Origin of the sequence: Pseudomonas sp. 14P_5.3_Bac1 (assembly GCF_025466135.1) — a bacterium.
In the GTDB taxonomy this organism is placed as follows: domain Bacteria; phylum Pseudomonadota; class Gammaproteobacteria; order Pseudomonadales; family Pseudomonadaceae; genus Aquipseudomonas.
The window spans coordinates 120,491-144,263 of record NZ_JANLOF010000057.1 but is presented as its reverse complement, the minus strand read 5'-3'; the positions used below and the strand labels follow the sequence as shown (position 1 = coordinate 144,263).

Here is a 23,773-nt window from a genome sequence, read left to right as displayed (position 1 = left end):
GAAGGCGGCTGGTTATAGTCGGCGCGTCGTTATCCCTTCAAAAAAGATCAGCACATGCCAGCTTCCCAGCGCATAGCGGTAGTCGATTCAGCGGTCAGCGCTGTGGTCGTGCCGTGCGGGAAGAAACAGCCTGCGCAGATCAGTCACTACCCCCCACCTGTCAGTAGCACGCCGGTGTACGCAGTCGTATCACCGCCGGGTGTCGGCATTTCGGGCTGATCAGCGAATCGCTGTTCCCCTTTGCCTGCCTGAAAAAAACCTATTGAGTTTCAGCTTTGGCTGAATCGGCTTTTTTGCCTGATTACAGGTGGTATCCATGTCTGTTCTTTCGAAACAATCCGTGGCCGCGGCGGCCTCGACGAGCCTGTTTGTTCTGTTGTGGAGCAGCGGGGCGATTTTCTCCAAGTTGGGCCTGGCCCATGCTTCGCCTTTTGCCTTTCTGCTGATTCGCTTCGCCATCGCCCTGGTGGGGCTGGTGGTTCTGGTGCCGATCCTCAGGTTGAAACTGCCACGCCCCGGCAAGCCCATGCTGTATGCGGCGGCGACGGGGCTGGTGTTGTTGGGCGCGTATCAGATTTTCTATCTGCTGGCGCTGGACCTTAAAGTCACTCCCGGCGTGATGGCCACCATCATGGGGGTGCAGCCGATACTCACGGTGGTACTCATGGAGCGCCAGCGTTCCTGGCGCCGGCTGTTTGGCCTGGGCCTGGGATTGGCGGGGTTGATCATGGTGGTCTACCAGGGCATCGGTCTGTCCGGCATGTCGATGGCGGGCATGCTCTATGGCCTGTTGGCACTGGCGAGCATGACGCTTGGCTCGATCATGCAGAAGCGCATCACCGATAACCCGTTGGGTACGCTGCCGGTGCAATACCTCGCCGGGTTGCTGCTGTGCTCGGTGTTCGTGCCGTTCCAGCCGTTCCATTTTGAACACAGCGCCAGCTTTTACCTGCCGGTGTTGTGGATGGGGTTGGTGGTGTCGTTGCTGGCGACGCTGTTGCTGTACCGGCTGATCGCGCGGGGCAACCTGGTGAATGTCACCAGTCTGTTTTATCTGGTGCCGGCGGTGACAGCGGTGATGGATTACCTGATCTTTGGCAATCGGCTCGCGCTGTTAAGCCTGCTGGGGATGGCGTTGATCATTGTTGGCTTGGGGTTTGTGTTTCGTAAAAGCTGAGTGCGTGGCGAGCCGTTGAGTCAATGCTGACTGGAGCACGCGCAAGAAGGTGCTCCAGTCAAAGCATTGTTTATTGTGTTACGCGCAAGATTCAGAGTCTGCGCCATACTCGCGCTATTAAGGGCAAACGCTCAGATAGTGGCCCGATGCCGCATTGCAGAGCGCTCAGCACACTCATGTTAGCCGACCGCTGGCATTCAGTACGATTGTGCTTACAGAGTAATGCTGTAATAATTCCGACCTTATTGTGGCCTATATCCTACGTATTTATAGGGTATGCAGTTTGCTCGCAAAGGGATGTTGTGTCTATTTTCGCATCGCGCAGTCTATCCAATGTCCAACCGCACGACGTTTGCTTAGCAAAGGTTGCGGTTTTGATGTGCTCGTACAATGGTGAGGCGTTCCTTAGGGACCAACTCGACTCCATTGAGCGACAGAGCCATCGCAACTGGTCATTAGTCGTTTCCGATGACGGCTCTCGAGATGGTACGCCAGCGATTCTCCAAGACTATGCTCAGCGTTGGGGGCGCGACCGTCTGAAGGTTGTGGCAGGCCCCGGAAGAGGGTTTGTTGCCAATTTTCTCTCGTTAACCTGCCGTCCTGACGTCGTTGCGGATTATTTCGCCTGGTGTGATCAGGACGATATCTGGAACGACGATAAGCTGGCGGTGGCGCAGTCCTGGTTGCAGACCATTCCTGAGCACATCCCTGCTCTATACTGTGGCCGTACTCAGTTAGTCAGTGAGTCTGGTGCAAAGCTTGGCTTTTCTCCGCTTTTCCCACGCCCTCCGCACTTCTCAAACGCGCTAGTTCAAAGTATTGCGGGTGGCAACACGATGGTTTTTAATCGCGCTGCACGTGAATTGATCATCGAGGCGGGTTTGAACGTCAAGGTTCCCTCTCACGACTGGTGGATTTACCAGCTTGTGACTGGGGCGGGCGGCGCCGTGCACTATGATCACGAGCCGAGAATGTTGTACCGCCAGCACGATGAAAACCTCATTGGCAGCAACTCCAGTTGGGCCGCTCGCGTCGTACGGCTGAAAATGATTTTCCAGGGACGCTTCTTCGAATGGAACGAACAGAACATCTGTGCCCTCGAAGCGATGTCCCACCGTCTTTGCGAAGAGCAACGACTGACTCTTATGCGTTTCAAGCATGCGCGCAGGCAAACGTTACTTAGACGAGTGTTGGGGTTCCGGTCGGCCGGTTTGTATCGGCAGACTTTAATGGGGAACCTCGGGCTAATTCTTGCAACACTACTGAAAAAGATCTGACTCAATGACTATCTTAGTAACCGGCGGTGCTGGCTTTATCGGTGCAAACTTTGTATTGGACTGGGTAGCCCAGGCGGATGAGCCGGTCATTAATCTGGATAAGCTGACGTATGCCGGCAACCTGGAGAACCTCAGCTCGCTGGAAGGCAACAAGCGCCACGTATTCGTACAGGGCGACATCGCAGATACCCAGCTGGTCCAGCGTTTGCTCGCTGAACATCAGCCGCGCGCTATCCTGAACTTCGCCGCTGAGTCGCACGTAGACCGTTCTATCCATGGCCCGGAAGACTTCATCGAGACTAACGTCGTCGGTACCTTCCGCCTGTTGGAGGCGGTGCGTGCCTACTGGAAAGGGCTGGACGCCGATGCTCAGCAATCCTTCCGTTTCCTGCATGTGTCGACTGACGAAGTCTACGGCTCCTTGGCCAAGGACGATCCTGCGTTCACCGAACACCATCAGTACGAGCCTAACAGCCCGTACTCGGCCAGTAAGGCGGCCAGCGACCATTTGGTGCGTGCCTACCATCACACCTACGGCTTGCCGGTACTGACCACCAACTGTTCGAACAACTACGGGCCGTACCATTTCCCGGAAAAACTGATTCCGTTGATGATCGTTAACGCGTTGGCAGGCAAGGCACTGCCGGTGTATGGCGACGGTCAGCAAATTCGTGACTGGCTGTACGTAAAAGACCATTGCAGTGCGATTCGTCGTGTGCTGGAAGCCGGCACCGTGGGCGAGGTCTATAACGTAGGCGGCTGGAACGAGAAGCCAAACCTGGACATCGTCCACACCGTGTGCGCCCTGCTCGATGAGCTGCGCCCTCAGGCGAATGGCACGCCGTACAGCGACCAGATTGCATACGTCACCGATCGCCCTGGCCATGACCGCCGTTACGCCATCGACGCGCGCAAACTGGAGCGCGAGTTGGGCTGGAAGCCGGCCGAAACCTTCGAGACCGGCATCCGCAAGACCGTGGAGTGGTACCTGGATAACCAGGATTGGGTCAGCAATATCCAATCGGGCGCTTACCGCGAGTGGGTAGAAAAGAACTACGCCGAGCGTTCCGCATGAAGATCCTTCTACTTGGCAAAAATGGCCAAGTGGGGTGGGAGTTGCAACGCAGTTTGGCCCCGCTGGGCCAATTGCTTGCGCTCGACTCGAAAAGCCAGGACTACTGCGGTGATTTGAACGACCTGCAAGGGTTGGCGGCCACCGTGCAGCGCTTTGCGCCTGACGTCATCGTCAATGCGGCGGCCTATACGGCCGTCGACAAAGCCGAAAGCGAGCCGGACCAGGCCCTGCGTGTGAATGCGCAGGCCCCGGCAGTGCTGGCGGCAGAGGCGCAGAAGCTCAATGCCCTGTTGATTCACTACTCCACTGACTACGTGTTCGCCGGTGATGGCCAGACGCCTTGGCAGGAAAGCGACCCGGTTGGGCCGCTGAGCGTTTACGGCGCGACCAAACTCCAGGGCGAGCAAGCGATCCAGGCCAGCGGCTGCGCGCATCTGATCCTGCGCACCAGCTGGGTCTATGCAGCGCGAGGTAATAACTTCGCCAAGACCATGCTGCGTCTGGCGCAAGAGCGCGACAGCCTTAACGTGATCGACGACCAGTTTGGTACGCCCACCGGGGCGGATCTGTTGGCCGACGTTACTGCACATGCCATCCGCACAATGCATTCGAACCCCCAACTGAGTGGGGTTTATCACCTTGCGGCAGCTGGCGAGACCACATGGTATCGTTATGCCCGCTTCGTGCTTGAACACGCTCAGGCTGCCGGTGTGCACCTCAAGGTTGCCCCGGACGCCGTGGGTGCGCTGACTACGGCCGCTTACCCAACACCGGCCAAGCGCCCCGGCAACTCCCGACTCAACACCCAAAAACTGCAGAATGCCTTCTCATTGCGCTTGCCTGAATGGCAAGACGGTGTGGCACGGATGCTCATAGAAACACTAGAGAAATGAACATGCTCAAACGTAAAGGAATCATCCTGGCTGGCGGCTCAGGCACGCGTCTGCACCCTGCAACCTTGGCTATCTCCAAGCAATTGCTGCCGGTTTACGATAAGCCAATGATCTACTACCCGCTGACCACGCTGATGCTGGCGGGTATTCGCGACATCCTGATCATTTCAACGCCGCAGGACACCCCGCGTTTCGAGCAGCTGTTGGGCGATGGCAGTAGCTGGGGTTTGAATATTTCGTATGCCGTGCAGGCGTCCCCGGATGGCCTGGCGCAGGCATTCATCATCGGCGAAGAGTTTATCGGCAACGACCTGTCGGCCTTGGTGCTGGGCGATAACATTTATCACGGCCATCATTTCAATGAACTGCTGGCAAGCGCGATGCTGCGTCAGGATGGCGCGAGTGTTTTCGCCTATCACGTGAACGATCCTGAGCGTTACGGCGTTGTAGAGTTCGATACACAGGGCAAGGCGATCAGCCTCGAAGAAAAGCCTCTTGAGCCCAAGTCGAACTACGCGGTGACCGGTCTTTATTTCTATGACCAGGACGTAGTGGACATCGCCAAAAGCATCAAGCCGTCGCCACGAGGCGAGCTTGAGATTACCGACCTTAACCGTATCTACATGGAGCGGGGCAAGCTGTCGGTAGAGATCATGGGCCGAGGCTATGCGTGGTTGGATACCGGCACCCACGACTCGCTGCTGGAAGCCAGTAGTTTCATCGCTACGCTTGAGCACCGTCAGGGGCTTAAAGTGGCCTGCCCTGAAGAGATCGCGTTTCGACAAAAGTGGATTGATGCGCAGCAACTGGAGAAACTCGCCGCGCCGCTTTCCAAGAATGGCTACGGTCAGTATCTCAAGCGTTTGCTGCACGAAAAGATTTTTTGATAGTGCGATGCCCGGCGCGGTATTCGGAGCTGTTGCCTGAAGAATAATTTGATCTGTAGCGCCGCGAAGCCGGCCCTGATAACACTTTGGAGATATTGTAATAATGCGATCCAGCTCACTTGCCATCCCGGACGTAATTCTGTTTGAGCCGAAGGTGTTCGGGGATGAACGCGGTTTTTTCTACGAAAGCTTCAATCAGAAAGTTTTCGAGGAGGCCGTTGGAAGACCTGTTCATTTCGTGCAAGACAACCACTCCAAATCAGTCAAGGGCGTGCTTCGCGGGCTGCATTATCAGATCAAACAGGCCCAGGGCAAGCTGGTGCGCGTGACACACGGTGAGGTCTTTGACGTCGCCGTGGACCTGCGTGAAAGCTCGTCGACATTCGGCAAATGGGTCGGCGTGCACCTTAGTGCCAGCAACCGAGCGCAGCTCTGGATTCCGCCAGGATTTGCCCACGGTTTCGTGGTGCTCTCGGAAAGTGCCGAGTTCCTCTACAAGACCACCGATTATTGGGCACCTGAGCATGAGCGCAGTCTTGCATGGGATGACGCTGACGTGGCAATCGAATGGCCGATTACCGAGCCGCCTACGCTGTCTGCCAAAGATGCGAATGCCGTAAGTTTGGTCAACGCTGAGAAGTTCGCCTAGTGGATCCTCATAGCAGACCTTCAGCAGGTCCAATCAGTCTTGTGGTCAATCTCTGGAAATACCGTTCATTGATTTCACAAATGACTAAACGTGAAGTCATTGGGCGTTACCGCGGATCGGTGATGGGCCTGACATGGTCTTTCTTCAACCCGATTCTGATGCTCGCGGTCTACACCTTCGTGTTTTCAGAAATTTTCAAATCCCGATGGATCGGTGTCGATACAGGCAAGGGTGGGTTCGCGATCCTGCTGTTTGTCGGCATGATCGTCCATGGGCTATTTGCCGAGTGCGCCAATCGTGCACCGACGCTTGTCATGGCCAACAGCAACTATGTCAAAAAGGTTGTGTTCCCGCTTGAGATCCTCCCGGTAATTACCTTGGGTTCTGCCCTGTTCCACAGTTGCATTAGCCTGGTCGTATTGTTGGGCGCCCAGTTTCTTATCCTGGGAGAACTGCATTGGACGGCGCTGCTGTTCCCCTTGATTCTCGTGCCATTGATTCTGGCCACGCTGGGGGTCAGTTGGTTTTTGGCGTCGCTGGGGGTTTACCTGCGGGACGTAGGACACGTAATCACGGTGCTCACCACCGTACTGCTCTTTCTTTCGCCCGTGCTTTACCCGGTAGCGGCGCTGCCGGATGTTTATAAGCCTTGGTTAAAGCTCAACCCGCTGACCTACATTATTGAAGAGAGTCGAAGCGTTCTGCTTTTCGGCCATCTACCAAATTGGGAGAGTCTCGGCGTCGCTGTCATCGTTGGAGCAATCATTGCCTCCGTCGGCTATTGGTTCTTCCAAAAAACACGTAAAGGGTTCGCTGATGTCATCTGATCAAGCCGTAATCAGCGTTCGGAATGTCTCCAAATGTTTTTACACCTACGACAAGCCTAGAGACCGTTTAAAGCAGGCAATCGTGCCGCGTTTCCAGCGATGGGCGGGTGACAAAGTCACCACCTACGGCAAGGAGTTCTGGGCGCTGCGCGACGTCAGCTTTGAAGTCAATAAAGGTGAAACCGTCGGAATTGTCGGTCGCAATGGCTCGGGTAAGTCCACGCTGCTGCAAATTATATGCGGCACGCTGACACCGACCATCGGCGAGATCGAGACGCGCGGCCGCATCGCCGCGCTGCTTGAGTTGGGCTCGGGTTTTAACCCGGAGTTTACCGGTCGGGAGAATGTCTATCTGAACGCGGCGGTCCTCGGGCTGACGCACGATGAGGTGAATGATCGCTTTGATGCAATCGCAAGCTTCGCCGATATCGGTGAGTTCCTGGATCACCCTGTCAAGACCTACTCCAGTGGCATGGCGGTAAGGCTCGCATTTGCGGTACAGGCCCAGGTCGATCCTGAAATCCTTGTGGTGGACGAAGCGCTTTCGGTGGGCGATGCACGCTTTCAAGCCAAGTGCTTCGAACGCCTGCGTCAGCTGAAGGAAAATGGCACCAGCATTCTGTTAGTGACCCATTCCAGTGAGCAGGTGGTTACCCATTGCTCGCGCGCGATCCTGTTGGAACAAAGTCGAATAGAAATGATCGGAGAGTCACGTCCGGTTATAAATCGTTACACCGACATCCTGTTTGGCCGCAATTCCGACGCAAGCACTGAAGAGCAAGACATTCCGGTGCAGTCGGATAAAGCGGCCGAGCCTCTGGTACCAACCGTGCAACTGTCGCTGGATAGCGATGTTTACGCGTCGCGTGTGGGCTATAACCCGCACGAGTATCGATGGGGTGACGGTGCTGCAACGTTGATGGATTTTCATCTGAGCGCAAGCGGTCGAGAGTACCCAACCAGCCTGGAACCAGGTGAGGAAATCGTGCTGGGTTTGTCGCTTAAATTTAACCGTTCGGTCATAAACCCCATTCTTGGGTTCACTATCAAAACCAAGGAAGGTGTCACGGTATACGGCACAAACTCCTATTTACTGGATTGTGTTGAGACCCGTTCGATGGGCGAATCCGGGACTGTTGCCACTGCCAGTGTGAAATTCACTAACAAATTGGCCACTGGCGATTACTTTATATCCCTAGGGATCGCGTCCAGAGAGGGCGAGCACATCATTCCCCATGACAGGCGTTATGACTCCATTCACTTTGTTGTCGAACCCACGCCAAAGCTATTGGGGTTGATTGACCTTGCCGCGACTATGAGCATCGATCCGGTAGACCTTAATGTTTAAACTTGATCAATATGGTTATTCCAAGGATAGCGATACGGGTGTTTGGGTGCGCGCCGACTTCCAAGGCATCGCGTACAGCGACGGAGATAATGCAGAAAACGAACTCGCCCAGATCATCGGTAATGCCAGCGACGTGTCTGTGTTATCAGACGAGCTGCCGCAATACTGCACCGACTGGGCCAAGCTCTACCACTTGAGCGCGACGCGCGCGAACATCCTGCGTCCCTTTGAGCACCTGTTCAAATCCCGAGTGCTGGAAATTGGCGCCGGCTGTGGCGCTATCAGCCGCTACCTCGGCGAATGTGGCGCTGATTTATTGTGTCTGGAAGGAAGCCCGCGCCGAGCAGCCATGGCTGCGAGCCGTACGCGGGACCTGGATAACGTGACGGTGTTGGCCGAGCGCTTCGATGACTTCAAAATCGAGGAGCAGTTCGACGTTGTCACGCTGATTGGCGTCCTCGAATACGCCAGTATGTTTAGCAGCGCACCCGACCCCGCCTTAGCGATGCTCATGCGCGTTCGCCAATTGTTGAAGCCCGATGGCCATCTTTTTATCGCCATCGAAAACCAGTTGGGTCTGAAGTACTTCGCCGGCGCGCCGGAAGATCACGTCGGCATCACCATGTACGGTATCGAAGGCCGGTACGAGCGCGGACAGCCCAAGACCTACGGCAAGAAAGAGCTCGAAGACCTCATAGCGCGCGCAGGTTTCACCTCGTCCAGCTTTCTGGCGCCGAGCCCGGATTACAAACTTCCCAATTCGATCATTACCGAGAGCGGCTTTGCGTGCGACGGTTTTGACGCCGCCGCGCTGGCTTGGCAGAACGTCAAGAAAGACCCGCAACTTCCTGAGCAGACAACCTTCAATCTGGAGAAGGCCTGGTCGGTGGTTATCAACAACAGCCTGGGTATGGAACTGGCCAACTCGTTTTTGATCGTGGCTTCTTGCGCCGATGATCAACCGCTGGACAGTGATGTATTGGCGTATCACTACAGCACAGGCAGAAAGACTCGATACTGTAAGGAATCGTTGTTCGTTAACACCGCGCAAGGGATTCAGGTTCAGTACAGAAAGCTGGGCAATGTGGCTGTCGATGAGTCGAGTGCCATTGCTGACGACGGTTTCAAATACGTGCTTCCGCGTGTGGACGCTTACGCGAAAGGTAGCGTGCTGAGCCTTGAGTTCCTCGATGTTGCGGCCCGCCGCGATTGGAGTATTGAGGGCTTTACGCCGTTTTTGCAGAAGTACCTGGCGTGTTTGCAGAGCCTGTTGGACGAGGAGGGCGCTGGCACCAAGCTTCTTTCAGCCAAAACACTGCTCCCCGGCCGTTACATTGACGCCGTTCCGCAAAATATCGTCGTCGACGCCAGCAACATCCCCAAGTTTATCGATGTCGAGTGGGAGATGAATGAGGGTGTGGAGCTCGGTTATCTGATGATGCGAGCCCTGCTGCTGCTTATGGCGGCTGCGAACCCCTTCTATCCAAGCAGCTCATCGGTGAGCCGCCAAGAATTCGTGACTCAGCTGTTGGCTAGCGCAGGCATGGATATCAGCGCAGATGACCTGACGCGCTACATTGCGACTGAAGCGGCCTTTCAAGAGCGGGTAACCGGTGCCGATGCAGGCCAGTTTCTCAACTGGTCTCCCGAAGCCATGATTCACAAGATAGGCGCGGTGCACCTGCCTTCCACGCACGCCAAACTCTATATGAGTGACGCGGCGGGAAATTTTTCTGAAGAATCAACGTTGCTCCAGGTGGTCAATGACGGGCACCAGGTAATCAAGTTCCGCCTGCCCGATGGGTTGCCCGATGGCGTGGTGTTGCGTTTCGACCCCATCAATCGTCGCCAAAGCTTCTCGATTGACACTATCAAGGTGTACTCTAGCGCCGAAACGATTTGGGAGTGGCAGGATGACATCAGTGACCCGCTGGTCATCGCCTCCGCCATGCGGATTTCCCAGATCGGTCGCAACACGCTTTATCTAGCGCTGAGTGACGACCCAAGCGTAACGATTCCTTTAAAAGACGACATGCTTAGTGGCGCCGACCTGCTTGAGCTGGAAGTAAGCCTTACTTTATTCACGGAAGAGCAACTCGCTCAAGAGATTAATGTGCTGAATCAATCCGGGCTGACACGCCCCAACTCCGAACTGCAAGACAAGCTGGATCAGCTTCTCGATTCAAACAGCAAGCTGGACCAGATTCTCGATTCAAATAGCAAGCTGGATCAACTTCTCGATTCGAATGCTAAATTGGATCAGATTCTTGACGCGAACAGCAAGCTGGACCAGATTCTTGATTCAAACAGCAAGTTGGATCAACTTCTCGATTCGAACAGCAAGCTGGATCAGATTATCGATTCGAACAGCAAGCTCGACCAGATACTTGATTCGAGCGTCAAGCTGGAGCAGCTCGTTGATTCGAACAGAGAAATCAGCGATGTGCTTGGACTGTTGAAGGCATCGATCACCTCCACTCATGCTGAGATGATCGCTCAAGCTGTTCGCGAGAAAGATAAAGAAGTTCAGGCGGTGGTTGAGCAGTTGCAGTTGGCGGCCGAAGAGCATCAGTCCGCCCTTCAGCTACTGACAGAACAGAAAAATCTCGAGTTGGATGAGAAGGACATTCAGATCAGTGAGTTTATCGCCGCGGTAGCGCTGGAAAATGCACATTCCGAAGCCGAGCGTCTCAAGATAATCGAAACGCTGCATCAGCAGATCGTGCTTAAAGATGAAGCGTTGCACAACACGCTGACCACTTGGCAGGAATCGTTGAGGGATAAAGATGTTCACATCGCCAACCTCGAAGAGCAAATGCGTGTTCAGCAAGTTCAAAAAGATACTCATATCCATAATTTGAACCTGCACATAATTGCCATGCAATCCACGTCCAGCTGGAAGGTGACTGCGCCTTTTCGCAAGCTTGTGAAACGCGTTGGGCAAGTCAAAAAGGGTGTGCGTCTGCTGCCGGCGGTGATTCGTCGTGGCGGCGGCCTTAGCAGCACCGTGGGCAAAGCCATTACGGTTGCTCGGCAGCAAGGATTGGCCGGTTTAAGAGCACGCGTTGTGTATGTGGCCACCTCGAGCAGTCTTAACTCCATCGGTCAGGAAGCTCGAGAAGTATCTGATCGCTTTGATTATTCCAAGTGGGTCGAGTATTACGACACCTTGGATGACAATGGCCGTTGGAAGATGAGCGAAGAAATTCGCACGTGGAAAAGCAAGCCGCTGATTTCGATCATCATGCCTGTCTACAATCCACCGCTCGATTTGCTGCGTGAAGCCATTGACAGTGTTAAATCCCAACTCTACAAGAATTGGGAGTTGTGCATCGCCGACGATGCTTCCACGGATAAAGAGGTCATCGCGTATCTCAAGACGCTGTCGAGTCAGGACAAGCGTTTCAAAGTCATGTTCCGCAAAGAAAACGGCCATATTTCCAAGGCCAGTAACTCGGCGCTGGAACTGGCCTCGGGGCAGTACATTGCGCTGATGGATAATGACGACCTCATTCCGGAACACGCACTGTATTGGGTTGCCCGCGCCATCCACGACAACCCGGACGCCGGTATGATCTATTCCGACGAGGACAAGATTGATTCCTCGGGGAAACGCAGCTCGCCTTACTTTAAATCGGACTGGAACGAGTTTCTGTTCCGTTCGCAGAATATGGTTTGTCACCTGGGTGTCTATCGCTCCGACCTGGTCAAAGAAGTCGGCGGTTTCCGCGTTGGCTTTGAAGGCTCGCAAGATTACGATCTCGCGCTGCGCTGCGCCGAAAAACTCGAGCGCGCACAAATCGTGCACATTCCTCGGGTTCTCTACCACTGGCGCATGCACGCTGGCAGCACAGCCATGGCAGGGGATGAAAAGCCCTATGCCGCCCTCGCTGGTGTTAAGGCGCTGGACGAACATTTGCTACGCAAAGGTGACATAGGCCGTACAGAGCTGCTGCCTATGGGCTTGTACCGGGTCCACTACACGCTCCCAGCTAAAGCTCCGTTGGTCACGTTGATTATCCCTACGCGTAACGCTTACGCTTTGGTGAAACAATGTATTGAGAGCATTCAACGACTGACCACGTACAAGCATTACGAAATTATTTTGATTGATAATGGGTCGGACGATCCCGAATCACTTGAATATTTCGCGCGGCTTGATCAACAACACAATATCCGAGTGATGCGCGACGACGGGCCGTTCAATTACTCCGCGCTGAATAACGGTGCTGTCAGAATTGCTCGCGGTGATCTGATCGGGTTGATTAACAACGACATCGAAGTCATTACACCCGAATGGCTGAGTGAGATGGTGTCTATTGCGCTTCAACCAAATGTAGGTGCTGTGGGTGCGCGCCTTTGGTATCCGGATGACCGCTTGCAACACGGTGGCGTGGTGCTCGGAGTGGGCGGAGTAGCAGGCCATTCGCACAAGTATCTGCCAAAAGGCGACTATGGCTACTTCTGCAGGGCTGCGTTGATTCAAGAGTTCTCAGCGGTTACAGCTGCTTGCCTGATCATCAAAAAGTCAACGTTCGAGCAGGTCGGTGGTTTGGATGAAGAGAACCTTAAGATTGCCTTCAACGATGTCGACTTCTGCATGAGAGTACAGGAGGCAGGTTACATCAACGTGTGGACACCTTTTGCCGAACTGTATCACCACGAGTCGGCGACTCGTGGATTGGAAGATACGCCTGAGAAAAAAGAACGTTTTTCCAATGAAGTGCTTTATGTGCAGGCGCGCTGGCCAAACATTGAAGAAGACTATACCTATAATCCGAACCTGACTTTAGAGCATGAAGATTTCGGTTTGGCCTGGCCACCTAGAGTTAAGTTATAAGATGAATTCGACGAATGAGGTTGACAACGGCTCAGAGGAAACGCGTAGCGAAGGCATAGCGCTTCCTAAGGCTCATTTCTCCTATACTATGAAGGACTTATTTCGCCTGTTGCTCATTGCGCTTCCGGTGATCAGTCTTGTAATAAGTGCATGGTCGTGGCTAAGGTACGGCGTTGATATACCTGTTTATGATGATTGGCGCCAATACAACGCAAATGATATGGGCAGGCTTGATTTACGTTATTTGATGACGCCGCACAATGACACCTTATATACCGTTGGCTTACTGCTGGACTCGCTTGCATTTCGTTTTCTAGATGGTAATACAGTTGCTTACCAGTTTATCAGCATGGTCGCACTCCTCGGCGGATTGCTGGTATTGCAGTGGAAGCTTTTGAGCAGTTGCATCACGAATAAAAGCTATCTGGCAGTTGCGTTCTCGTTTACATTGCTGATGTTGCAGCCAGATACTTATTGGGGGTGGCAAAATCTTGCTTACCACCAAGCTGTGCCGTTGCTTTGTCTTTTAGGCATACTCGCACTAACATTGCGAGACAAGCCTAACTCAAAACTTACCTGCGCTGCCGTAATCTTTCTCACCCTGGTTTCGGGGTTGACTTATATAAGCGGTGCGTTTTCCGCATTGGCACTTTGTTTTATATTTGTCTTTGTTGGGCTGATGTACAAGTCACCGTACAGCAAAAATCTTGTGAGTACCGGGCTTGCGATTTCACTGCCCGCACTGGCTTCCACGATGGCCCAGTTATGGGTCATTGTAGGTGTTCAGCATGGTACACACCGGGCGGATGCGCCGATGGCATACCCCTGGGAATCCGATTTTTGGTATTTCATGTTGGGGAAAATTGGCCGATCGTTGATGCTGCCGATGTCTCACCCGACGTTCTCTCTAGTGGTCACAGCTTTAGCTGTGCTGATGATAGTTATACTAGTTGTTGTTGGTCTTTTTAAGCTCAGCGCTAACGCAAGCGATTCTACTAAAAAAGCCATCATTATATTTCTATCCCTCTCTGGGGTGATTTTCGTATACCTGCTGCTTATCTCTGCGGGACGTACTAATCTACGCCCAGATAACGTGACTAGCGCACGTGATATTTTTATCTACGGCTTCTATAGGTTTCACTTTTTTTGGGTGACGCTGCTTTGGCCGTGGCTGATATTGTTGTGTCTGAAAGCTCTACAAAACCGCAAGCCGTCGAAGTCTTTCGCGATGCTTATAACACTGATGGCAGTTGCGCTATGGTCGGTCGCCATAATGGTTACAACTATCATGGGCAACGCTACCTTTTTTGAAGCAACCATGAAACATCGCTCTGAAGGTGTTGCATGTGTCGTAGCAAGGATCCAAGAGCCTGGTGCAGTGACGTGCTCGAATATTGACCTGGGTGACATAGCTGAAGGTATCAAGAATGGACGAGCGGCGAATGCTTCTTTTGCCAGAATTCTTCCGGTTCTGCCTATCGCACTAGGCACTAATAACCCTGCTCCGCTTTATCGGTTGTCAGAACACTTAGACGTCGTGAAGATCAATAATGCGACGCGTGAACTGGGCTCGGCAAATACATTGGAGCTTAAGACGGATAACGATCCGGGGCTCATACTGACTCTTTCGCCTACATCCGACCTGGCGCATTGCGGAACGATTGATTTGGTCGCTGCCATGACGGTTGAAGAGGCAAGCATCGCGCAGTTGTTTTATATGACGCCGGGGCACCATGGCTACAGCGAAGACCGGTCGACTACGATTTCTGTATCTCCTTCCAAAGAGCCGCAGATCTTGAACCTTACCATTAGTAATGCTGAGGGCTTCGAATCTGAACTCAGATTTGACCCAGTGACGGCTAATCAAAAAATAAGTATCAAAGACCTTGAAGTCCGTTGCCGCTCGTATTTTAAGAGTAAATAATTTTAAGTAAGGTATATAGTATGTCCTTTAGTCAAATACCACTTTTTTCTGCTGCGGTTGTAAATGCTCGGCTAGACTTTATCACTGCCATTAGCAGTGTTCTGGATAGCCATTGGTACGTGCTTGGAAACGAAGTAAAATTGTTTGAAGAAGAGTTCGCAAACTATGTAGGTGTCAATCACTGCGTCAGCGTTGCTAACGGGTCTGATGCGTTGGAGCTTGCGCTTAAGGGGCTAGGTGTTGAGAGTGGTGACCGAGTGGTTGCTGTAGCCAATGCCGGTTTTTACGGGAGCACAGCTATCTACGCGGTGGGCGCAGAGCCACTTTACGTTGATGTCGATTCAGACACCCTCACGATCTGCACCAAGGCGCTTGCGGCAGTCATTGAGAGCAAGCCGTCAGCTGTAATTGTGACTCACCTGTATGGTCAGCTTGCGAACATCGAAGAGATTGTTCGTATTGCCTCCGCTGCCGGTGTACCTGTATTAGAAGACTGCGCCCAATCACATGGTGCTCGCCGTAATGGTAAGCAGGCGGGCAGTTTCGGCACCATTGCATGTTTCAGCTTTTACCCTACCAAAAACCTAGGCGCACTAGGAGATGGTGGTGCAGTTGTCACCAATGACGACGAGCTCGCCAAGCGTATCCGTCAGTTGCGGCAGTATGGTTGGACACAAAAGTACCAAGTGTCGATTCCGGGTGGGCGTAATAGTCGGCTGGATGAAATGCAGGCCGCGATTCTACGTGTGAAGCTTCCACACTTGGACGCATGGAACGAGGCTCGTCGCTCCATTGCCAAGCGTTACAGTGAGGCGTTCGCCACACTCAACATGCAATTGCCGTATTCCACTGACGAAGATTACGTTGCTCACCTTTACGTCGTACGTGTGAAAGCAAGAGCCGAGTTTGCCGCATCGCTCAAAGAGAAATCGGTCAGCACAGATATCCATTATCCAATTGCAGACCATAAACAGCCTGCATACGCAGTCGATCAACTGGGTTCGCTGGAGGTCACGGAACGCGCTTGTGAGACTGTAATTTCGCTACCTTGCTTCCCCGGCCTGACAGACAAAGAAGTTGATCGCGTCATTGAGGCAGTCACTGCTTACTTTTCAAAGGAGCAATAACCTTGCTGACGTTGGTCATCCCCGTTTATCGCAACGAGAGCAATCTGCCGGATCTGCTGCAAGCCATTATCGGGTTGAATGCACAACTTGAGAACGACCTAGAAGTTGTGTTCGTTGTTGATGGTAGTCCGGATCGCTGCTACGAGATACTTCGAGAGAAACTGCCTTCGCAGCCTTTCCAGTCGAAGCTCGTACTGCTGTCGAGAAACTTTGGGTCGTTCATGGCGATCCGTACAGGGTTGCAAAACGGCAGTGGTGATCGATTTGCGGTGATGGCTGCGGACTTGCAAGAGCCCCCCGAATTGGTGCTCCAAATGAACCGTGTACTACTGCGCCAGGACATTGATGTTGTTGTCGGTGTGCGAGAAGGGCGTCAGGATCCTTGGGCGAGCCGTACCGCATCGAGGATTTTTTGGGGGCTGTATCGTCGTTATGTCATCCCAGAAATACCGCCAGGCGGTGTCGATATGTTTGCCTGTAATAAGGCTTTCAGAGACACACTGCTGACTCTGGACGAGCGGCACAGCTCTTTGATTGCACAGATTTTCTGGTTGGGTTACCGACGAGAAGTCGTTACGTATTCGCGTCAGGAGAGGATCCACGGAAAGTCCGCGTGGACTTTGCGTAAAAAAGTCAATTACTTGATGGATAGCGTGTTTTCGTTCACCGACTTGCCCATCCGGTTGCTGACCAGAGTAGGCGCGTTCGGATCTGTGCTGGCAGCAATATTTGGCGTTTTCACGTTGTTGGCAAAGCTCAATGGCATGATCGAAGTGCCCGGTTACGCGATGATTATGCTTACTCTGACTTTCCTGGGATGTTTGAATCTCTTGGGGTTGGGGATCGTGGGCTCATACGCATGGCGCACCTACGAAAATACGAAAAATCGGCCATTGGCTATACCAATGCGAGTAGAAGATTTTGGAGATCACAATGAGCAGCGCTAAGAACTATTTCGTCCACAGTCATGCGCTGTGTGAATCCGAAAATATCGGTAAAGACACCCGTATATGGGCTTTCGCGCACGTCTTGCCTGGTGCCAAGCTGGGCGGAGAATGCAACGTATGCGACAACGTATTCATCGAGAACGATGTAATCATTGGTGACCGTGTCACGCTCAAATGTGGTGTTCAAGTATGGGATGGCATCACTATCGAAGATGACGTATTCATTGGGCCCAATGTAACGTTTACCAATGACCTTTTTCCACGTAGCAAGGTTTACCCACAAGCGTTTGCACGCACCATTATTCGTAAGGGTGCGTCGCTTGGTGCTAATTGCACTATTCTGCCAGGTCTGACAGTTGGCATTAATGCAATGGTCGGCGCCGGTGCGGTCGTGACACGCTCCATTCCACCGAATGCCATAGTTGTAGGGAACCCCGCGAAGATTATTGGGTACGTTGACGCAAAGCCTGTCAGCGCCAAGCAGGACGCTGCCGACAAGGCAGCGGCTTCGCCAAGTGTAGTCGAAACGTCCATTCGCGGTGTTACGTTGCATACGATGACTGAAGTCGCAGACATTCGCGGCAGTTTATCTGCCGGTGAATTTGAGCGCACCGTCCCGTTTAAATCAGAGCGTTACTTTCTGGTTTACGATGTGCCTACTGCGGAAACCCGTGGTGAACACGCTCATCGCATCTGTCACCAATTCTTGGTTGCTGTGAAAGGCTCGGTTCATGTGGTCGCGGATGATGGAAAAACCCGAGAGGAGTTTGTGTTGGATAAACCAAACAAGGGTATTTACTTGCCTCCGATGACGTGGGGTATTCAATATCGCTACTCCCACGACGCGGTGTTGATGGTATTTGCCTCGCACTATTATGATTCAGCTGATTATATTCGTAACTATGACGAGTTTAAATCGTTGGTTGCTAATTCGTGATAAGTCCTCAGCGGGCTTTAGGTAAAATCTTTAAAAAAGATTTTGCTAGATTCCTCGTGTCGGGTGGTTTCAATACCGCCCTGACATATGGAATTTATTTGCTTCTTTTGAACGTGGTGCCTTACAAAACAAGTTATACGATAGCGTACATTAGCGGTATTTTACTTGCGTATATTCTAAATCGATTTTTTGTTTTCAAAAGTCATAACGGTATCAAATCCATTCTATTGTTTCCGCTGATTTACTTGGCGCAATATGTTGTAAGTCTATTGATTCTTTGGGTCTGGGTAGAGCAACTCGGCTTTGATGATCGTCTCGCTCCATTAATCGCTATAGCCATTACGGTGCCTATGACTTTCATACTGTCTAAATTGTTGTTCCTGAAGCGAGCTGATTAGAGTTGATTGGCCCTGGTAGCCAACCAATTCGGGGCGCTATCAGTCTTGATGACTCTCAGATACCTCCCTACCCCCTGCGCAGCAGGGGCACACAAAGCTTGGTCTCTCCAAAATCGGCATTCGCCGGCAAGCGCAATTGCTATCGTATATACACTGCGTATGAAGCCCTCAACAATTTTTGCGGACACGACTAGCATTGCCGTACAAGTGGTTTACCGAAATAAAATCCCATTCTAAGTCGCCCCACGGCACTTTTTACTGTCTCGGGTTATAACGCACAGGAGTGAGCAAAAATACTATTGTTTGAATGGTAGGTCCGTCGCTTGCGCTTGAAGCTTCATTCCCAATTGTGAGCCAGCTGTTTGCTGGCCAAGCTTGCGCGATTAATAGTCTCCGTTGCGTCCGCTGGAATGAGCGTCTCATTAAATGAAGATGTGCATATGCTCTCGCGGCGCAAGTATATACACGAGTGCGCACGCTTCTCATAATCAGCCAATGGCGAGATAGGCCTTGCGTAGTAGAAAGTATTCGCGTGCATGCTCGCATGCCATCAATGGCGAGTATCAGAAAGGAATTACTACTCCCTTAATTTTTAACGTTAAGTTTTTTGAGTGACCCATGCGCGATTGCCTTTAAATGGAATCCTATACCACGCATATCTTTTCACATCCTTAAGGGCGCATTGCCTTCGAAGCTTGCAGTGATCCCATGAGTTACTTAGCGCGCGCCACCCGCAACACCAACCACAACGCCCCCCCAATCAACACCCCGCCATACACATGCGCCATCGACAGCGGCTCATCCAGCAACAACGCGCCCCACAGCACCCCAAACGGCGGAATCATGAAGGTCACGGTCATCGACTTGACCGGCCCAATGGACGACAGCAAGCGGAAGTACAGGATGTAGGCAAACGCCGTGCACACCAGTCCCAACCCCAGCAGTGACGCCCACACCTGCCAGCCACCCCAGCTCGCCGGCGGATGGCTGATCGCGCTGTAGGCAAAAAACGGCAGCAGAAACAAAGTGGCGCCGAGCATGCTTCCCAGCGCCGCGAGTCGGCTGTCCAGGCCGCCGCGTTGGTCCAGCCAACGCCGTGCGAGGAACCCGGCGAAGCCGTAGCAGGTAGTGGCCAACAGGCAGGCCAGCGCGCCCATCAATAATTCCAGGTCAAACGCCACCGGCCCGGCGCGCGTCAGCACGGCCACGCCGAGCAGGCCCAGGCTGACGCCGGCGATTTTCGACGGTGTCAGGCGTTCACTGAAGAACAACCCGCCAATCAACACGCCCATCAATGGCGTGGTGGCGTTGAAGATCGCCGAGTAGCCGGCCGGCAGCACCTGCGCGGCCACCGAGTACATGGTCGCGGGGATGCCGGAGTTGATCACGCCCAGCAGCAGCACGGTCTTGAACTTGCCCTGGAAGTCCCAGTTGACGCGCATCGCTGCGAGTATCACCAGCAAGCCGGCGGCGGCAATCGACACGCGAAAAAATGCGGTCGGCACGGTGCCGATTTCCGGCGCGATGATGCGCATGAACAGGAAGCTCGCGCCCCAGATGGCAGCCAGCCCCAGCAAATACAGGGTGTCGACAGGTCTCACGGAACACTCCTAACTGAATTAGGCGGCGAGTGTTGCCTAGAGGCCTGGCCGACACAATCGCTAATTACAGGACAAACCGCGTCACCATGCCGTTGAGGTCCACGGCCAGGCGCGACAGTTCCTGGCTGGCGGCTGAGGTCTGGGTGGCGCCGGCAGCGGTTTGGGTGGACAGGTCGCGAATGTTCACCAGGCTACGGTCGACGTCACGGGCCACCAGTGCCTGCTGCTCAGCGGCGCTGGCGATCACCAGGTTGCGCTCGCTGATCTGCGAGATGGCCGCGGTGATTTTCTCCAGCGCGCTGCCGGCGCTGTTGGCGCGTTGCAGGGTTTGGCCGGCGTGTTCGGCGCTGCTGTTGAGGGCGTCGACGGTGTCCTGGGTGCCTTGCTGGATACCGGTGATCATCTGTTCGATTTCTTCGGTGGAATCCTGGGTGCGTTGCGCCAGCGAGCGCACCTCATCGGCCACTACCGCAAAGCCTCGGCCGGCTTCGCCTGCGCGCGCCGCTTCGATGGCGGCATTGAGGGCCAGCAGGTTGGTTTGCCCGGCGATGCCGCGGATCACTTCAAGCACTTTGCTGATGTCCTGAGCCTGCACGGCCAGGCCTTCGGCTTTGTTCGAGGCGCCAAGCACTTCGTCCACCAGGTTCTGGATCGAACTGATGGTTTCGCTGATCTGGTAGTGGCCGTGCTTGCTGTCTTCATCGGAGGCCTTGGACGCTTCGGCGCTGGACACCGCGTTGCCCGCCACTTCGTCCACGGCCGCGCTCATCTCGTTGACGGCGGTCGCCGCCTGTTCGATTTCATCGTTTTGCGCCTGCAGGCCACGGGTGCTCTGTTCCATCACCGAGCTCATCTCCTCGGCGGCGGAGGCCAGTTGCTGCGCCGATTCGCTGATGCCATGGATAGTGGTTCGCAGCTGGCCCTGCATGGTGGCAAGGGCCGTCAGCAATTGCGCCGGTTCGTCGGTGCCTTTGACCACCACAGGCTGGCTCAAATCGCCGCCGGCGATGGTGCGTGCCACGACCAGGGCCTGGCCGAGGGGGGCGGTGATACTGCGGGTCAGCAGCCAGGCGAGTAACAAGGTGGCGATCAACGCGCAAACGATGATCAGGCCGACTACCCACTGCGCGCTGGAATACATCTGCGCGGCCGCGTCGGCCGCGTCTTCGACGCCTTTCTGATTGAAGGTGATCATGTCCTCCAGGCTCTTGTTGAGGACCGCACCTTGGGGTGCCAGCCGGCTGGTCAGCAGGTCGATGGCGTCTTGCTGTTGATCCTTGTCCACCAGGGCAACCATCTGCCCGACGATGCCGAGATAGGTCGCCACATCGCCTTTGAGTTTTTTCAGCAGAGCGGTTTCTTCGTCGCCGCTGGTCAGGGTTTCGTGATGGGTCAGCAGCGCTTGCAGCTCAGCACTCTGGCGGGTGATCAGGCTTTTGCTGTTGTCGCGAATCCGCGATTCGTCGGTGGTCGCCAGGCGCAAGGCCTCAAGGCGAATATTGGCCACATAGGCGGCACTGTCGTGAATATTCTCGATGCTCGGCATCCATGACGCTTCGATGACCAGCGCGCTTTCCCGCAGCTTGGCCATCTGGCCCAGGCCAAACAGGCCGACAATCACCAGCATGGCGGCCAAAACCCCGAAACTCAGACTGGCGCGCAGACCGATTCGCATATTCCTCAATGACATCTTGGTGCTCCTTAGGCGATTAGCTTCTGTCCCCGGACCGGTCTTCGGACCTGATTTGGGTGGGAAAAGGGGTGCGCTATATATCAAAGTGCCATCAAGGTGGTAATCAGGGTTTCCCTTACGGTGCATCGAGGCGGTGACCTGTGCTGAGAATCGGCGACAGCACTGGTGTTCTCTCGCGCCAGCGCCAAGCCATACGGTTGTGGGGCTACAGGCGTGCGCGGTGAGACTTTTCGGTACGTTTATTGACCGCTTGGTCGAGTTGGGAAAATTGAAAGTAAATGTACAAACTGCGCGAAGGGGTACAGATAAGCCCGGAAAATCATCCTTCTCCTGCTTCGTTTCACTGGCTAAGCTCAGGGCTTCCAGATGCCCGTTCGAGGTTTCCCGCATGTCGCCATCCGCCCTCGCCATCGCCCGCATGATCCTCGAGGGCTTCGACGATTACCGTGAGCACTTTCGCCAGATCACTGACGGCGCCCGTGAACGTTTCGAGAAGGCCCAGTGGCAGCAAGGGCAGGCGGCTTCGGCGGCGCGGATCAACTTGTATGAAGAGAAAGTCGCTGAAGTAACGGCGCGCCTGCGTGCCCAGTTCGACGAGGCCACGCTGCTGGAAGTGGACGCGTGGCCGTTGGTGAAGCGTGCCTACATCGGCCTGATCGACCTGCGCTTTGACGATGAGCTGTCCGAGACCTGGTACAACTCGATCTTCTGCGGCCTGTTCAGTCATGACCTGATCAGCGACGCCTGCATGTTCATCCACACCACGCGGCCGAGCCTGCGCCGTGCGCGTGCGGCGCAAACCCGCGTTTATCAGCCGGCGGGCGACCTGACGGCGATGTTGGCGCGGGTCTTCGCCGATTACGCGTTCAGCGAACCCTACGCAGACCTTGCGACCGACCTGCGCCGGCTCGAAGCGCAATTGCGCGAGAACCTGCCGGACTGGGTGTGCAAAGATCCTGACCTCAATGTCGAGCTGTTTTCCTCGGTGCTCTACCGCAATAAAGGCGCCTACCTTGTAGGACGCATCTACACCCGTGACGAACAATGGCCGTTGGTGATTCCGCTGCTGCACCGCGAAGGGCGCGGCATTCAGATCGACGCGCTGATCACTGACGAAGCCGACGTGTCGATCATCTTCTCGTTCACGCGCTCGTATTTCATGGTCGATGTGCCGGTGCCCGCGGAATTCATCGGCTTTCTCAAACGCATCCTGCCTGGCAAGCACATCGCCGAGCTGTACACCTCAATCGGTTTCTACAAACACGGCAAGTCGGAGTTCTATCGCGCGCTGATCAACCACCTGGCCACCACCGATGACCGCTTCATCATGGCGCCCGGCGTGCGCGGCATGGTCATGAGCGTGTTCACGCTGCCGGGCTTCAACACCGTGTTCAAGATCATCAAGGACCGTTTTTCGCCGTCGAAAAACGTCAACCGCGCCACCGTCATCGAGAAGTACCGTCTGGTCAAAAGCGTCGACCGCGTGGGGCGCATGGCCGACACCCAGGAGTTCGCCGATTTCCGCTTCCCCTTGAGCAAGTTCGAGCCTGAATGCCTGGCCGAGCTGTTGGAAGTCGCTGCGGGCACCGTGGAAGTGGAAGGCGACACCGTGCTGATCCGCCATTGCTGGACCGAACGGCGCATGACCCCACTGAACCTCTACCTCGACAACGCCAACGACGCCCAGGTGCGCGAAGCCCTGGAGGACTACGGCCTGGCCATCAAGCAACTGGCGGCGGCGAACATCTTTCCCGGCGACATGCTGCTGAAAAACTTCGGCGTCACCCGCCACGGTCGCGTGGTGTTTTATGACTACGACGAAATCTGCTTTCTCACCGAAGCCAACTTTCGCCACATCCCTGCACCGCGCACGCCCGAGGACGAAATGGCCTCGGAGCCCTGGTACTCCATCGGTCCGCTGGATGTGTTCCCCGAAGAATTCCCGCCGTTCCTGTTTGCCGACGCCGGCCAGCGCAAGCTGTTCGATGAGCTGCATGGTGAGCTGTACAACGCCGACTACTGGAAAGGCCTGCAGGACGCGATTCGCGCCGGCAAGGTCATCGACGTGTTCCCGTACCGGCGCAAAGGCCGTGATAACGAATGAGGGGCGCGCGCGTTGGCGGTTTTCTGCGACAATCCGGCCCCTGCATAAATAGACGACCCAAACGCATCT

17 protein-coding genes are annotated in these 23,773 nt (G+C 54.4%); 15 read left to right on the top strand and 2 right to left on the bottom strand.

Going from position 1 to position 23,773, the window contains the following annotated elements; all coding sequences use genetic code 11:
• The first annotated feature begins 316 nt into the window (after window positions 1–316).
• The 14 genes from NTD89_RS14525 (at window position 317) to NTD89_RS14460 (ending at window position 18,306) form a co-directional block, all read left to right on the top strand.
• Window positions 317–1,177: a DMT family transporter gene (locus NTD89_RS14525; RefSeq protein WP_262208351.1), complete on the top strand. Its 861-nt coding sequence runs from the start codon at window positions 317–319 to the stop codon at window positions 1,175–1,177.
• Window positions 1,178–1,554: 377 nt separating this feature from the next.
• Window positions 1,555–2,454, top strand: a complete 900-nt coding sequence (locus tag NTD89_RS14520; protein WP_242195801.1) for a glycosyltransferase family 2 protein — start codon at window positions 1,555–1,557, stop codon at window positions 2,452–2,454.
• 4 nt (window positions 2,455–2,458) lie between these two features.
• On the top strand, window positions 2,459–3,529 hold the full coding sequence (rfbB, locus tag NTD89_RS14515) for a dTDP-glucose 4,6-dehydratase (RefSeq protein ID WP_262208349.1): 1,071 nt from the start codon (window positions 2,459–2,461) through the stop codon (window positions 3,527–3,529).
• Window positions 3,526–4,422, top strand: a complete 897-nt coding sequence (gene rfbD / locus NTD89_RS14510; RefSeq protein WP_262208348.1) for a dTDP-4-dehydrorhamnose reductase — start codon at window positions 3,526–3,528, stop codon at window positions 4,420–4,422. Before rfbB ends, rfbD begins: the two co-directional genes overlap by 4 nt.
• Window positions 4,423–4,424: 2 nt before the next feature.
• Window positions 4,425–5,309 (top strand): glucose-1-phosphate thymidylyltransferase RfbA, encoded by an 885-nt coding sequence (gene rfbA / locus NTD89_RS14505; RefSeq protein WP_242195792.1) that lies wholly within the window; start codon window positions 4,425–4,427, stop codon window positions 5,307–5,309.
• A gap of 103 nt (window positions 5,310–5,412) precedes the next feature.
• On the top strand, window positions 5,413–5,958 hold the full coding sequence (gene rfbC / locus NTD89_RS14500; RefSeq protein ID WP_242195789.1) for a dTDP-4-dehydrorhamnose 3,5-epimerase: 546 nt from the start codon (window positions 5,413–5,415) through the stop codon (window positions 5,956–5,958).
• Entirely contained in the window at window positions 5,958–6,785 is an 828-nt protein-coding gene (locus tag NTD89_RS14495) for an ABC transporter permease (protein WP_262208347.1), read from the top strand. Before rfbC ends, NTD89_RS14495 begins: the two co-directional genes overlap by 1 nt.
• The gene (locus NTD89_RS14490) at window positions 6,775–8,133 is read left to right on the top strand and encodes an ABC transporter ATP-binding protein (RefSeq protein WP_262208346.1); all 1,359 of its coding nucleotides are present in this window, start codon (window positions 6,775–6,777) and stop codon (window positions 8,131–8,133) included. The genes NTD89_RS14495 and NTD89_RS14490 overlap by 11 nt, the downstream gene beginning before the upstream one ends.
• On the top strand, window positions 8,126–12,973 hold the full coding sequence (locus tag NTD89_RS14485; RefSeq protein ID WP_262208344.1) for a glycosyltransferase: 4,848 nt from the start codon (window positions 8,126–8,128) through the stop codon (window positions 12,971–12,973). Before NTD89_RS14490 ends, NTD89_RS14485 begins: the two co-directional genes overlap by 8 nt.
• Window positions 12,930–14,897 (top strand): hypothetical protein, encoded by a 1,968-nt coding sequence (locus NTD89_RS14480; protein WP_262208343.1) that lies wholly within the window; start codon window positions 12,930–12,932, stop codon window positions 14,895–14,897. Before NTD89_RS14485 ends, NTD89_RS14480 begins: the two co-directional genes overlap by 44 nt.
• 20 nt (window positions 14,898–14,917) lie before the next feature.
• Window positions 14,918–16,024 (top strand): DegT/DnrJ/EryC1/StrS family aminotransferase, encoded by a 1,107-nt coding sequence (locus NTD89_RS14475; RefSeq protein ID WP_262208342.1) that lies wholly within the window; start codon window positions 14,918–14,920, stop codon window positions 16,022–16,024.
• Complete coding sequence (locus NTD89_RS14470; protein ID WP_262208574.1) at window positions 16,021–16,971, top strand: glycosyltransferase family 2 protein; 951 nt, start codon at window positions 16,021–16,023, stop codon at window positions 16,969–16,971. The genes NTD89_RS14475 and NTD89_RS14470 overlap by 4 nt, the downstream gene beginning before the upstream one ends.
• Window positions 16,958–17,908: a WxcM-like domain-containing protein gene (locus NTD89_RS14465; protein WP_262208341.1), complete on the top strand. Its 951-nt coding sequence runs from the start codon at window positions 16,958–16,960 to the stop codon at window positions 17,906–17,908. Before NTD89_RS14470 ends, NTD89_RS14465 begins: the two co-directional genes overlap by 14 nt.
• A 56-nt stretch (window positions 17,909–17,964) precedes the next feature.
• Window positions 17,965–18,306, top strand: a complete 342-nt coding sequence (locus NTD89_RS14460) for a GtrA family protein (protein WP_262208573.1) — start codon at window positions 17,965–17,967, stop codon at window positions 18,304–18,306.
• Window positions 18,307–19,019: 713 nt separating this feature from the next.
• Here NTD89_RS14460 and NTD89_RS14455 read toward each other — a convergent pair.
• Entirely contained in the window at window positions 19,020–19,907 is an 888-nt protein-coding gene (locus NTD89_RS14455; protein ID WP_262208340.1) for a DMT family transporter, read from the bottom strand.
• 64 nt (window positions 19,908–19,971) lie between these two features.
• Window positions 19,972–21,534, bottom strand: coding sequence for a methyl-accepting chemotaxis protein (locus NTD89_RS14450; RefSeq protein WP_410017218.1), 1,563 nt, complete (start codon window positions 21,532–21,534; stop codon window positions 19,972–19,974).
• A gap of 454 nt (window positions 21,535–21,988) precedes the next feature.
• Between NTD89_RS14450 and aceK the strand changes: the two genes are divergently transcribed.
• Window positions 21,989–23,704, top strand: coding sequence for a bifunctional isocitrate dehydrogenase kinase/phosphatase (gene aceK, locus NTD89_RS14445; protein ID WP_262208337.1), 1,716 nt, complete (start codon window positions 21,989–21,991; stop codon window positions 23,702–23,704).
• The last annotated feature ends 69 nt before the right edge of the window (window positions 23,705–23,773 follow it).